This is a genomic window from Rhizobium sp. BK376, from assembly GCF_004341625.1.
Classification (GTDB): domain Bacteria; phylum Pseudomonadota; class Alphaproteobacteria; order Rhizobiales; family Rhizobiaceae; genus Rhizobium.
Genome location: NZ_SLZG01000001.1, coordinates 539,903 through 553,734 on the forward strand (window position 1 = coordinate 539,903; position 13,832 = coordinate 553,734).

The 13,832-nt window shown below is 60.1% G+C and carries 10 protein-coding genes; 7 read left to right on the forward strand and 3 right to left on the reverse strand.

Translation table 11 applies throughout. From position 1 onward, the window contains the following. Window positions 1-263: 263 nt before the first annotated feature. On the forward strand, window positions 264-1,481 hold the full coding sequence (locus EV561_RS02765) for an MFS transporter (RefSeq protein WP_132517352.1): 1,218 nt from the start codon (window positions 264-266) through the stop codon (window positions 1,479-1,481). Here EV561_RS02765 and EV561_RS02770 read toward each other — a convergent pair. Beyond that, window positions 1,446-1,856 (reverse strand): helix-turn-helix domain-containing protein, encoded by a 411-nt coding sequence (locus tag EV561_RS02770; RefSeq protein WP_132517354.1) that lies wholly within the window; start codon window positions 1,854-1,856, stop codon window positions 1,446-1,448. The two genes, EV561_RS02765 and EV561_RS02770, sit on opposite strands and share 36 nt — an antisense overlap. 102 nt (window positions 1,857-1,958) lie before the next feature. Here EV561_RS02770 and EV561_RS02775 point away from each other — a divergent pair, with 102 nt between their 5' ends. Both EV561_RS02775 and mgtE read left to right on the forward strand, forming a co-directional pair. Continuing rightward, on the forward strand, window positions 1,959-2,972 hold the full coding sequence (locus EV561_RS02775) for a zinc-binding alcohol dehydrogenase family protein (protein ID WP_132517356.1): 1,014 nt from the start codon (window positions 1,959-1,961) through the stop codon (window positions 2,970-2,972). Window positions 2,973-3,323: 351 nt separating this feature from the next. Further along, entirely contained in the window at window positions 3,324-4,697 is a 1,374-nt protein-coding gene (gene mgtE, locus EV561_RS02780) for a magnesium transporter (RefSeq protein ID WP_132517358.1), read from the forward strand. Window positions 4,698-4,743: 46 nt separating this feature from the next. On the opposite strand, the gene EV561_RS02785 is transcribed toward mgtE, so the two are convergent. Next, window positions 4,744-5,217 carry an Lrp/AsnC family transcriptional regulator gene (locus tag EV561_RS02785; RefSeq protein ID WP_132517360.1) on the reverse strand — a complete coding sequence of 158 codons (474 nt, stop codon included), beginning with the start codon at window positions 5,215-5,217 and terminating at the stop codon, window positions 4,744-4,746. Between the two features lie 145 nt (window positions 5,218-5,362). Here EV561_RS02785 and EV561_RS02790 point away from each other — a divergent pair, with 145 nt between their 5' ends. Continuing rightward, a complete protein-coding gene (locus EV561_RS02790; RefSeq protein ID WP_132517362.1) occupies window positions 5,363-6,265 on the forward strand; it encodes a DMT family transporter in 903 nt (300 codons plus the stop codon). Between the two features lie 87 nt (window positions 6,266-6,352). On the opposite strand, the gene EV561_RS02795 is transcribed toward EV561_RS02790, so the two are convergent. Further along, window positions 6,353-8,017, reverse strand: a complete 1,665-nt coding sequence (locus tag EV561_RS02795; protein ID WP_132517364.1) for an electron transfer flavoprotein-ubiquinone oxidoreductase — start codon at window positions 8,015-8,017, stop codon at window positions 6,353-6,355. A gap of 223 nt (window positions 8,018-8,240) precedes the next feature. On the opposite strand from EV561_RS02795, the gene EV561_RS02800 reads away from it, so the two are divergent. From EV561_RS02800 to EV561_RS02810, 3 genes are all read left to right on the forward strand, one after another. Next, complete coding sequence (locus tag EV561_RS02800) at window positions 8,241-9,029, forward strand: SDR family oxidoreductase (protein ID WP_132517366.1); 789 nt, start codon at window positions 8,241-8,243, stop codon at window positions 9,027-9,029. A 440-nt stretch (window positions 9,030-9,469) separates the two neighbouring features. After that, a complete protein-coding gene (locus EV561_RS02805; protein WP_132517368.1) occupies window positions 9,470-10,705 on the forward strand; it encodes an efflux RND transporter periplasmic adaptor subunit in 1,236 nt (411 codons plus the stop codon). Then, complete coding sequence (locus EV561_RS02810) at window positions 10,702-13,818, forward strand: efflux RND transporter permease subunit (protein ID WP_132517370.1); 3,117 nt, start codon at window positions 10,702-10,704, stop codon at window positions 13,816-13,818. The genes EV561_RS02805 and EV561_RS02810 overlap by 4 nt, the downstream gene beginning before the upstream one ends. The last annotated feature ends 14 nt before the right edge of the window (window positions 13,819-13,832 follow it).

Consider the following 13,832-nt stretch of genomic DNA (forward strand, 5'->3'; position numbering starts at 1 on the left):
AACAGCCATTTCAAGCAGTTGACCCATTCCTTTCACGATAAGAATCAACCGGAGGTCGCTGCACCAGCGCAAGGCACTTATGCACCGAGCGCCATACTGCACTGCAAAAAATGCACACGACAGCGACAAGCCCGTGAATCATAAGTCTTATTAGGGCGTTTTGCGCCTTCCCAACCAATTTTCCAATATGTCGTCCCAGCCCCCAACCGTCACGATCGGCTCGCTTCAGACGATATTTGCATGACAAGCGCCAAGGAGCAGCCGTGAGCGATATCGCAGTTGAAACACTCGATTCGGCAAGCGTGGCGGAAGCCCCTTCTGGCGCTGCAATCGCGCTTGTCACGCTTGCGCTTGCGGTCGGAAGCTTCGGTATCGGCACCGGCGAATTCGTGATCATGGGCCTGCTGCCCAATGTCGCCGACACGTTCGGCGTTACCACGCCGCAGGCGGGCCATGTGATCAGCGCCTATGCGCTCGGCGTCGTCATTGGCGCCCCTGTTATCGCAGTTCTCGCCGCAAAGATGGCGCGACGCACATTGCTTCTTCTGATGATGGCGATCTTTGCGATCGGCAATATATCCAGCGCGCTTGCCCCGACCTTCGAAAGCTTCACCATCCTGCGCTTCATCACCGGCCTGCCGCATGGCGCCTATTTCGGCGTTGCGGCGCTGGTGGCCGCTTCGATGGTGCCCGTTCAGCGCCGCGTCCGCGCCGTCGGCCAGGTGATGCTCGGACTTACCATCGCTACGCTGATCGGTACGCCGATCGCAACTTTCCTCGGTCAGCTTTTGAACTGGCGCGCCGCCTTCATGATGGTCGGCAGCATCGGCATCGTGACCATGTTGCTGATTGCCCTGTTCCTGCCGCGCGACAAAGTCGAGGAAGGCGCCAGCATCGCCCGTGAACTTGGAGCGCTCCGCCGCATACAGGTCTGGCTGACGCTTGGCGTCGCAGCGATCGGCTTCGGCGGCATGTTTGCGATCTTCAGCTACGTGGCTACGGCAACGACCGACGTCGCGCGTCTGGGACCCGAAATGATCCCCGTCGTGCTGGCACTCTTCGGCATCGGCATGAATGTCGGCAATATCGTCGGCTCGCGCCTTGGCGACATTTCGCTGAAGGGAACGATCGGCGGCATGATGGCGCTTAACATTTTCATCATGGCACTCTTTGCCCTGACGGCTGCCAATCCGATCATGCTGTGCCTTTGCGTCTTCCTCGTCGGCTGCGGCTTTACCGCCTGCCCGGCCGTTCAGACGCGCCTCATGGACGTCGCTGCCGACGCCCAGACCCTGGCTGCTGCATCCAATCACTCGGCGTTCAACATCGCGAACGCCGTCGGCGCATGGCTCGGAGGTCTCGTGATTTCCTGGGGCCTTACCGCCGCTGCAACGGGTTATGTCGGCGCGGTTCTCTCCGCTGCCGGCCTCGTCGTGTTTGCGATCTCAGTTTCCCTGGAGCGCAACGGCCGGACCGCATAGGACTTCTGCGGAAACGTCGCGAATGTGGCGCCCGTCCGGGCGGCAGAAGACATATTCATCACCCCAAGCCGCCAATGCCAGTATGACGGGCTTCAGCGTCTGCCCAAGCGGTGTCAGCGCATATTCCACGCGCGGCGGGACGACAGGATAAACGGTCCGCGACACGAGACCGGACTCTTCCAGTTCCCTCAATTGCTTCGTGAGCATGCGCTGCGTGACCGCAGGCAGCTTGCGCCGCAATTCGTTGAAGCGCAGCGTGCCGTCCATAAGATGGAAAAGGATGACGCCCTTCCATTTTCCATCGAGAAAACTCAGTGTCGCCTCGACCGGACAGCCCGGGAAATTCTTGAGCAGCTTGGCGCGGGGGAGCGACATTGACGGTATCCTTTTTGGTACTACGTACAGAATTTGTGCATTCTTGCGCTTATCGAACATAAGTCGCATCTAGCCTCCGTGCAACAAACACAGGAGTTCCCCATGCGCGCCGTCGGCTACAAGACCCCGCAACCGATTTCCGCCGAAACCTCGTTGATCGACATCGAACTTCCAGTCCCGGAAGCCCGAGGTCGTGACCTTCTGGTCGAAGTGAAAGCCGTTTCCGTCAATCCCGTCGATGTGAAGGTTCGCGCGAACGCCGCGCCCGAATCGGGCCAGGCACGCGTGCTCGGCTTCGACGCCGCCGGCGTCGTCAAGGCCGTCGGATCAGATGCGAGCCTCTTTAAGGTCGGTGACGAGGTGTTCTATTCGGGCGTCATCAACCGGGCGGGCTCCAATGCCGAGTTCCAGCTGGTCGACGAGCGCATCGTCGGCGTCAAGCCGAGGAGCCTCGACTTTGCGGCAGCGGCCGCCCTGCCCCTGACATCAATCACAGCCTACGAGACGCTGTTCGACCGGCTGAAGGTCCAGGATCCCGTTTCCGGCGCGGCGAATGCGATCGTGATCATCGGCGGCGCCGGCGGCGTCGGTTCGATCGCCATCCAGATCGCCCGCACCCTGACCGACCTCACGATCATCGCCACCGCCTCGCGGCCGGAAACCCAGGCCTGGGTGAAGGAGCATGGCGCTCATCATGTCGTCGATCATTCCAAGCCGATCGCCCCGCAAATCGCGGCACTCGGTATCGGCGCACCCGGCTTCATCTTCTCGACGACCAATACCGATCGCCATATCGCCGATATCGTCGAAGCCATCGCGCCGCAGGGCCGCTTCGCCCTGATCGACGACCCGAAGGTGATGGATGTCATGCCGTTCAAGCGCAAAGCGGTCTCGATCCATTGGGAACTGATGTTTACCCGCCCGCTCTTCGGCACGCCCGACATGATCGAGCAGCACAAGATCCTCAACAAGATCTCCGAGCTTGTCGATGCCGGCAAAATCCAGACGACGCTGACGGAAACTGTCGGCACGATCAATGCCGCGAATCTGAAGAAGGCGCATGCCCTCGTCGAGAGCGGCAAGATGAAGGGCAAGGTCGTTCTGGCCGGCTTCTGACCCTCACCCTTGAGCTGTCCGGCCGCCGGAACAAACGCGGCCGGATTGCGTTTTTACCTTTTGGAAACAGAAATTTAATCCTCGGTTCAGGCTGTTAGCCGCCAAACTAAAAACACGCTGCGACATTCTGGCATTAACCCACTCCGTCTCTTGACTTTTCACGATATCGGAGCGACCTATCGCCACGTGGAGAACATGCAGTTTTTCATACCGATTAACCGGAGCCATCTCACGATGCCTAGCGACAGTAGTAGTCGATTGCCTTTGCCGTCCGCGGCGTTCGTGCTCTGACCGACTCCTGTCGGCTCGCCACGATCTGCTGCGACGGCGGATCGACAGAAAGGCGAGCATATGAACATCAACAGCTTTCCTATCCGGGCTGGTAACGCTGCCCGCGCCCTCATGGGCAACACCCGCGGCACTTCGATCGCGGAACGCGTTGAGGCGCTGAACGCGCTTAGCGTGTCTGAAGCCGCTCGCACCATTTCGCACATGCCGCTGGAACGGGCCGTTGCGGTCCTCGACCGGCCGGAACTGCGCAATGCAGCACCCGTGCTCGCGCATATGAGCGCCGATGCGGCAGCCAAACTGCTTCACGGCATGTCGAATGACCGCGTTGCAGACGTCCTGCTCGAAATGGACGACGACATCCGCGCTCACCTGTTTTCGCGGCTCGATGAGCCCGTCCAGGTCGCGATCTCGCACCTGATGGGCTATCCGCCGCGCACGGCAGGCAGCATCATGACGACGGAATTCGTCAGCGTCTATGCCAGCTGGACCGTTGCGCAGACGCTGGATCACGTTCGCCAGGTGGAGCGTTCGCGCGAAACCGTTTATGCGATCTATGTGTTGGATGACGACACTCATGCCTTGCTGCATGTGGTTACCCTGCGTCGTCTCATCACCGGCCAGCCGGACGCCTGCATTCTCTCGATCGCCCAGAAAGGTACGCCTATCACGGCAAGCCCGCTGATGCGTCAGGAAGACGTTGCGCGCCTGATCCGCAAGCACGATCTGCTCGCCCTGCCCGTCACGGATGAAAACGGTCATGTGCTCGGCATCGTCACGGTCGACGACGTGATCGACACGATGATTGCCGACACCACCGAATCCGCACAGCGTTTCGGCGGTATGGAAGCCCTTGGCAAGCCGTACATGAAGATCAGCTTCGCCGGCATGATCCGCAAGCGCGCCGGCTGGCTCTGTGCCCTCTTCCTCGGCGAGATGCTGACGGCAAGCGCCATGCAGCATTTCGAAGGGGAGCTGGAGAAGGCTGTCGTGCTGACGCTTTTCATTCCGCTGATCATGAGCTCTGGCGGCAACTCAGGTTCGCAGGCAACGTCGCTGATCATCCGGGCACTTGCTGTCGGCGAGTTGAAGCTCTCCGATTGGTGGCGGGTACTGCTGCGCGAAATTCCAAGCGGCATCGTGCTCGGCGCCATCCTCGGCATCGTCGGCATGGCACGCGTCATCTTCTGGCAGCAGACCGGCCTCTACGACTACGGTCCGCACTGGCAGCTGGTCGCCTTGACGGTCTTTGCCGCCCTTGTCGGCATCGTCACGTTCGGCTCTCTCTCCGGCTCGATGCTGCCGTTCATATTGCAGAAGCTGCGTCTCGATCCGGCAACGGCATCTGCGCCCTTCGTCGCAACGCTGGTCGACGTCACCGGGTTGGTCATCTACTTCTCGGTGGCGTTGCTGATCCTCAGCGGCACGCTGCTCTGATCTCAATCCAACGGGATTTCGAAGGGGCCGGAGACGGCCCCTTTTTTCATGCGCCTTCCGGCAGCTTGAGCACGCCGCCGGTCTTCATCGTGCGGATCGCGAAATTCGAGCGGATATCGCTGACATTCGGCAGGGTCAGCAGCGTGTCGGTCAGCAGCCGCTCATAGGCAGCCAGATCTTCCACGACCACTTCGGCCAAGAAATCCGCCGTTCCCGATATGAGGAAACAGGAGACGATCTCCGGGATGGCCAGCAGCGCCGCCTGCTGCGCCTCGGAATTTTCGCGGGTGTGATGTGCCACCTTCAATTCGACAAAGATCGTCAATCCGAGACCGACCTCCTTTCGGTCGATGTCCGCACGGTAGCCGCGGATGACGCCCGATTTTTCGAGGTTACGAATACGGCGCAGACAAGGCGACGGCGAAAGGTTTACCTTTTCTGCAATCTCGACATTGGTGGCGCGCGCATCCTCCTGCAGGCATTTCAGGATGGCGAGATCGAATTTATCCAGATTTGGCATCTTTTGTAATTCTGATGATAGAATTTGGCAGATCATTGCTGATAGCACGATTTTGACGCCATAGATAGCAAGGACATGCCCTGCCCATTGGCAGTATCTTTTTCTTCGACCGGACAGGATCCGGATGGAGAAAAGGAGTAGATCGATGAGCGCTCTGACATTTTCGACCGAGAAGTCTTCGTCTCCCGCCGCAGGCTATGTCGGCGGGGCCGTGACAGTGCTGATCTGGGCCACCTGGATTCTCGCCACGCGCCACAGCGCCGCGACCAAGCTTGGGACGATCGACATCGGGCTCATCCGATATGGCATTCCGGCGATCGCTCTCGCGCCGGTCTGGCTGAAGACCGGTCTGTTGCCGAAGCAGGTTCCGTTGAAAATCCTGGCGCTGATGGTCACTGGCGCCGGGGCAGTCTTCTTCCAGTTGACGACGCACGCGATCCATTCCACGCCCGCGGCCTCCGCCGGCATTCTTTTGGGTGGCTCGATGCCGCTTGCAACCGCACTGATCGGCGTCGTGCTCTTCAAGGAGCGCCCCGATATCACGCGCTGGGTCGGGCTTGGGGCAATTGTCGTCGGCGTCACGATCCTGCTGTTGCGCAGTCTTTCCGATGCGAGCCTTCCCGGAACGAGCTTCATCTTGCTTCCCGCCGGCGCCGTCCTCTGGGCCTGCTACACCCACGCCTTCCGCCGCTCCGGCCTCACCGCCATCCAGGCAAGCGCGCTGATCGCCATCTGGTCCTTCCTGATCAACCTGGCACTGGCCTTCGTCTTCGGCACATCGCTGATGGAGGTGCCGCTTCCGGAAATCGGCCTGCAGGCGCTGAGCCAGGGATTGCTGTCAGGGCTTGCCGCAACCGTGGCCTACGGCATTGCCGTGCAGCGGCTCGGCGGCACACAGGCAGCGACCTTCACCGCGATCACGCCGGTGCTGGCAACGATCGGAGGCGGCGTGCTGCTCGGCGAAGAGATCGGTTTTGCCGAGATTGCCGCCGCCGTCATCACCGGCGCGGGGGTGGCATTGTCGACAGGAATTCTGAGCAAGCGGTAGCGCTGCATCTCCAGCGAATATCTCAAGCGTAAAACGGGCCGAAAAAACAAAGCGGCCCGTCGTCGTTATTCTCGCGAAGCGCGTCTATTACATATTCGGATAGACCGGCCCCTCACCGCCCTGCGGGGGGACCCAGTTGATATTCTGGTTGGGGTCCTTGATGTCGCAGGTCTTGCAGTGGACGCAGTTCTGGGCGTTGATGACGTAGGTTTCCTTGCCGTCCTTCTCCACCCATTCATAGACGCCGGCCGGACAGTAGCGGGTCGACGGACCTGCGAAGATGTCGTGCTCGGACGACTTCTGCAGCGCCATGTCCTTCACCTTCAGATGGACCGGCTCGTTCTCCTCGTGATTGGTGTTCGACAGGAACACCGAGGACAGGCGGTCGAAGGTGAGCACGCCATCCGGCTTCGGATAGGCAATCTTCTTGTGCTTGGCGGCCGGCTCCAGCGACTGGGCGTCCGTCTTGCCATGCTTCAGCGTGCCGAAGAAGGAGAATCCGAAGAGCTGGTTCGTCCACATGTCGAGGCCGCCAAGGCCGATGCCGACGAGCGTGCCGAACTTCGACCAGAGCGGCTTGACGTTGCGCACCCGCTTCAGGTCCTTGCCGATCGCCGACGAGCGCCACTCGTTCTCGATCTCGATGACCTCGTCGTTGGCGCGGCCCGACGCGATCGCTGCCGCGATCTTGTCGGCGGCCAGCATGCCCGAGAGTACAGCATTGTGGCTGCCCTTGATGCGCGGCACGTTGACGAAGCCGGCCGAGCAGCCGATCAGCGCGCCGCCGGCAAAGGTCAGTTTCGGCACGGACTGATAGCCGCCCTCGGTGATGGCGCGGGCGCCATAGGAGAGCCGCTTGCCACCTTCGAATGTGCCGCGGATCGCCGGATGTGTCTTGAAGCGCTGGAATTCTTCGAAGGGATAGAGATAGGGGTTCTTGTAGTTCAGGTGCATCACGAAGCCGACGGCGACGAGATTGTCTTCCAGATGATAAAGGAAGGAGCCGCCGCCTGTATTCATGTCCAGCGGCCAGCCGAACGAATGCTGAACGAGACCCTGCTTGTGGTTTTCCGGCTTCACCTGCCAGAGTTCCTTGATGCCGATGCCGAATTTCTGGGGCTCGGCATCCCCCGACAGGTCGAATTTGGCGATCAACTGCTTGGCCAGCGAGCCACGCACGCCTTCGCCGATCAGCACATATTTGCCGAGCAACTCCATGCCGCGCGTGTAGTTGGGGCCGGGCTCGCCATTCTTCTCGATGCCCATGTCGCCGGTCGCAACGCCGATGACGGCACCTTCGTCATTATAAAGGACTTCGGTTGCGGCAAAGCCCGGATAGATCTCGACGCCGAGACCTTCGGCCTTTTCGGCCAGCCAGCGACAGACGTTTCCGAGCGAGACGATGTAATTGCCGTGATTGCTCATCAGCGGCGGCATGATGAAATTCGGCAGGCGGATCGATCCGGCCGGACCGAGAAACAGGAAATGGTCGGCGGTGACTTCGGTCTTGAAGGGATGCCCCTCCTCTTCGCGCCAGCCGGGCAGCAGGCGGTCGATGCCGATGGGATCGACGACGGCGCCGGAAAGAATATGCGCGCCGACTTCCGCCCCCTTCTCGAGCACGACGACGGTCAGATCCGGATTGACCTGCTTCAGGCGTATCGCAGCCGACAGGCCGGCCGGGCCTGCGCCGACGATCACAACGTCGAATTCCATGCTCTCGCGTTCGGGCAGTTCACTTGCTTCGGTCATTCAAATCTCCGCCGGTCGTATGCGACCCCATTTCCCCGTTTTGGCTTTATCTCTTGTCAAAACATAAAGGGATTGTCGAGCCGTCAAGCGACAGGCAATGGCTCAATTCGCACCTGATGAAAGTGGTGGGCACAATCGCCCGCATATGCCCTTTCAATGTCTGCCCGCCTCGATCATAAATTCCCTGATATCGAAGTTGGATTTCGCAGAGAAAGGCCCCGTCATGGATCTCGGTATAAAGGGAAAACGCGCACTCGTTCTGGCTTCTTCCAAGGGCCTCGGTCATGGCATTGCCGTCGCGCTGGCGCGGGAGGGGGCAAATGTGCTGCTTTGCGGCCGCAGCGGCGAGATCCTTGAGGCAAACTGCGCGGCAATCAATGCCGAGGGCCACGGCAGAGCCGACTGGATATGGGCTGACCTCACAGACGAGAATTTCATTGCGACCGTCGGCAGGGGCGTTGCCGACAAGTTCGGCGGCCTTGATATTCTCGTCAACAATAGCGGCGGCCCGACACCGGGCACGACCGAGGACATGACGGAGGAGAAGCTGGAAACCTACTTCATCTCCATGGTCGCACGCATCATCTCGCTGACGAACAGCCTGCTGCCCGGCATGAAGAAGCAGGGTTGGGGCCGTATCCTGACCGTCGCGTCCTCCGGGATCATCGAGCCGATCACGAACCTGGCGCTCTCCAACACCATGCGACCGGCTCTCGCCGGCTGGAGCAAGACGCTTGCAAGCGAGGTTGCGAGCCACGGTATAACGGCCAATATGCTCCTGCCGGGAAGCATCGCCACTGCCCGCCTTAACGACATCGACACTGCGAACGCCAAGCGCACGGGTAGAAGCATGGACGATATTCGCGCCGAAAGGCAGGCTCGAATCCCCGCCGGACGCTATGGGCGAGTCGACGAATTTGCCGCTACCGCCGCCTTTTTGTGCAGCGAGCCGGCGAGCTACATCACCGGCGCAATGATCCGCTGCGACGGAGGTGCGGCCCGATCGGTTTGATTCTCACCGAGATATCTCGAAAATGTGAAGGGCGGCGCCCTGCCCGCCGCCTTGCAATCATATTGCCGCTCCGGCGCAGATTCGGAGCTGCAGCCATCCATTTGAATGACAATTGACGCCTTAAGAGGCCTTTGAAGCGCTTCGAATGACAGTTTCAGCATCAAAAACCGGAGCTTTTTATCGTCCGGATGATGCACCGCAACATGACCGCGCCCACCAAAGCTTTCCAAGCTTTAATTTTTCGGCTGGGTGAACTGTGTTAAGTTGAGCGTGAACTAGCGTTCATAATTTGACGTTATAGGGATGAGAAAATTGTCCCAGAATGGTGGTTGGTGGCGATGTGATTGGCTGTGGCGGCCTGTAATTTGTTTTGCGCCGCAAAAAGTCAAATTGCCGGTTACCGCTTGCGCCCCACAACTCGCCTCGACCGGTTCTTAAATATGAAGAAATTTTGGCTTACCTTCGGCATTCTCATTGTTGCCGCCTTCGCGGTTTGGTCCTACCGCGATCGCATTCCTTACGTCTCAGCGCTCATCGACAAAGCGTCTGCTGCGACGAAAAGCGGCGACACGACCACCGCCTCCAAGTCTAAGGCCAAACAGGCCGGGCCGATCAGTGTAAAGACGGTTGCCGCTGTCAAGACCGCGCTGCCGATCGATGTTTCGGCGACCGGATGGGTAGTGCCGATCGACTCGACGACGATCGCGGCGCAAGAAGCCGGGCTGATCACGCAGATCGCGGTTAAGGACGGTGCGACCGTCAAGGCCGGCGATCTGATCGCCAAGCTCGATCCGCGCACAGCGCAAGCTGCCGTCACCAAGGACCAGGCAAATCTTGCCAAAGACCAGGCAAACCTGGCCCAAGCCGAAACGGCATTGACCCGCGCAAATAGCCTGCTCACCAGCAATGCCGGCACTCAGGCGACCGCCGACGAAGCCCGCGGCGCGCGAGACGCAGCCGTCGCGACCGTGAACGCCGACCAGGCACAGATTGCTTCGGATCAGGTTCTCCTCGAACACACCGATATCCGCGCGCCCTATGACGGCCGCCTCGGCGACGTTCAGTTGAGCCTTGGCGCCTATGTCAACCCCGGCACCGCAGTCGTGACCATCAGCAAGTACGATCCGGCATACATCAAGTTCACCATGCAGGAAAACAACCTGCGCGAACTGCAGGAGCAGATGGCCGCAGGCCCGGTCAAGGTCACCACCGTTCCACGCTCCGCGCAGGGCAAGGCCCGTACCGGAACGATCACCTTCTATGACAACACGGTTGACCAGGCTTCCGGAACGATCGCCGTCAAGGCAACCTTCGAGAACGCCAACGGCGCTTTATGGCCGGGACGCTCCGCGAACGTCATGGTCCATTTTGCCGACAACGAGCAGTTAGTCGTTGTTCCGACCGTTGCGGTCAGCCCCGGACCGGATGGCTACATCGCTTTCGTGGTGAAGGACAACAAGGTCAAGGTCACGCCGGTGACGATTGCGCGCGCCAACGGCAGCCGCACGGCCGTCGCTACGGGCCTCTCGGTCGGCGACCATGTCGTCGTCGAGGGCCAGTCGCAGCTGAACAACGGCACCGAGGTCAAGGAACAATTCAGCGACAATCCGAGCGAGAAGGTCGCCTCGGCCGATGATGGCAAGACCGAAACCATCGCAGTTGGAGCACAGCAATGATCCCAGCCTTCTGTATCCAGCGACCGGTCGCCACAACGCTTCTTGCCATCGGCGTGGTTCTGGCCGGTCTCGCCGGCTACCAGCTCATCCCCGTCGCGGCGGTGCCGCAGGTGGACTTCCCGACGATTAACGTTTCGGCCCAGCTGACAGGGGCCTCGCCGCAAACCATGGCGACATCGGTCGCCACGCCGCTCATCAAGCAGTTCGAGACGATCCCGGGCATCAGCGAAATTTCCTCGACGAACTCGCTCGGCAATACCAGCATCGTGCTGCAGTTCAACCTCGACCGCAACATCGACGCCGCCGCAGGCGACGTGCAGGCGGCGATCTCGACCGCACAACGGAAACTACCGAACAATCTGACCACGCCGCCGAGCTACAGGAAGACCAATCCTGCCGATGCGCCGGTCATGCTCATCGCCGTACAAAGCGATACGCTTCAGCGCAGCAAGCTCGACGATATCGCCGAGAACATCATCGCTCCATCGCTTTCGACACTGCCGGGCGTTGCCGAAGTGAACGTAAACGGCGCGCAGACCTATGCCGTGCGTATCGACGTCGATCCGAACAAGCTTCTCGATCGCGGTATCGGTATCGATTCGGTCAATAGCGCCGTCGTCAACGCCAACAACCAGGTCCCGGTTGGTACGCTGCAAGATGCCGCGCAAAGCATGACGATCAATGCGGATACGCAGCGCGTCAACGCCGACCAGTTTCGCACGCTGGTTATCGCCAATCCCAACGGCAATCCTATCCATCTCGGCGATGTCGCCGATGTGCAGGACAGCGTCCAAAATCAGAATATCGGCAGCTGGTACGATGGCCAGCGGGCGATCATCCTGGCTATCCAGCGCCAGCCGGACGCCAATACGGTTGATGTCGTCGACTCCATCTACAAGACGTTGCCGAAGCTGAGCGCCGAAATGCCGGCTTCCGTCAAAATGACCGTCATGAACGACTCGGCCCAGCCGATCCGCGAGGCCATTTCCGACGTCAAGTTCACGTTGATGCTGACCATCGGCCTCGTCGTTCTTGTCATCTACCTGTTCACGGGCCACGTTACGGCAACGATCATTCCCGGCCTCGCCGTGCCTCTATCGCTGATCTCGACCTTCGGCATGATGTATGTGCTCGGCTACAGCGTCGACAACATCTCACTGCTCGGATTGACGATCGCCGTGGGCCTCGTGGTGGACGACGCGATCGTCATGCTGGAGAATATTCTCCGGCATATGGAAGAAGGCATGCCTGTGCGGCAGGCAGCCCTGAAGGGTGCGGCTGAAGTCAGTTACACCATCATCTCAATGTCGATCTCGCTGATCGCGGTCTTCATCCCCATCCTTCTGATGGGCGGTGTCGTCGGCCGCATCTTCAACGAGTTCGGCATGGTCGTGGCGATTGCCATCGTCTCTTCGGCCATCGTTTCGCTGACCGTCACGCCAATGCTTGGCTCGCGTCTCTCCAGCGCCCACAGCCATCCTCCCCTGCCTGTCCGACTGTTCAACAAGGGCTTCAACTGGACTGAAGTGAATTACGGCAAGGGCGTCGAATGGTGTCTTCGCCATCGCGTCACAGTGATTGGATGCTTTCTTGCCTCGGTGGCTCTGTCCGCCTATCTCTTCGTCACCTTGCCGGCCAGCTTCTTCCCACAGGAAGACATCGGTCGCCTGCAAATCTCGACCCGTGCTCGCCAGGATATTTCCTATCCGGCCATGCGTGATCTGCAGAACCAGGCCGCGGCCGCGATCAAGGCAAATCCGGCTGTCGAGCATGTGATGTCGGTTGTCGGCGCCAGCGCTCGCCAAACCCTCAACAACGGCACGATCTATGCCCAGTTGAAGGATAAGAAGGATCGCGAGCCGCTCGACAAAACGCTGCGTGAAATGCGCGCCGCGGTGTCGCAGATTCCGGGCATCCAGGTCTTCATCAACCCGCAGCAGAGCCTGCGCTTTGGCGGACGCCAGACCGCCAGCCAGTATCAGCTCATCATCCAGGCCCTCAATGCTGACCTGACGAACCAGTGGGCCAACAAGATGCTGCAAGAAATGCGCAAGGATCCGCGGTTTACCGACGTGACCACCGATGCGCAGTACAACGCGCTTCAGGCCAATGTCGTCGTCGACATGGAAAAGGCAGCCGCCTACGGGATCAACAACAACCTGCTGCGCACGACGCTCGAAGAGGCCTTCTCCGACTACGCAGCTGCGCAGATCCAGTCGACCGGCGACAGCTATGACGTGATCATCGAATACGATGCCAACCAGCCCTGGGACGACCAGAAACTGTCGCGCATCCATGTCACGTCCTCGAAGGGTGAGCAGGTTCCATTGTCGGCCTTTGCGCACATCGTACGCAATACCGGACCGGTAACGATCAACCAGACGGGCCAGCTCGTTTCAACCACCGTGTCCTTCAACCTGCCGGCCGGCGAACCGCTTGGCGACGCAACCGGCGTGATCGAACAGATCAAGAAGGACATCAACATGCCGGCTGACGTCTTCACGTCATACGGCGGCACGGCACAGATCTTCCAGCAGTCGCAGGGCAGCACGCCTTACCTGATCCTGGCGGCCGTTCTGACGATCTATGTGGTGCTCGGCGTTCTCTACGAGAGCTTCATCCATCCGCTGACCATTCTTTCCGGTCTGCCGGCTGCCGCTCTCGGTGCACTGCTCGCGCTCAAGCTTTTCGGCTTCGACCTCTCGGTCATCGCTCTCATCGGCTTGCTGATGCTGATCGGTATCGTGAAGAAAAACGCGATCATGATGATCGACGTGGCGCTGGAAACATTGCGATCGACCGAGGGCATATCGCCGATCGAGGCGATCCACGAAGCCTGCGTGCGCCGTTTCCGCCCGATCATGATGACGACGTTCTGCGCTCTGCTCGGCGCTCTGCCGATCGCGCTCGGCGGTGGTGCGAGCTCGGAGCTGCGCCAGCCGCTCGGTATCGCTGTCGTCGGCGGTCTGGTCGTCTCGCAGGTCCTGACGCTGTTCATCACCCCTGTCATCTTCATCGAGATGAACCGACTGAACAATTTCGTCGGCCGCCTCGGCCGCAAGAAGCACCAGGAGCCGGAAGAACACGTTCCGACCGCCATCGCGGCGGAGTAAGACGGGAATACATC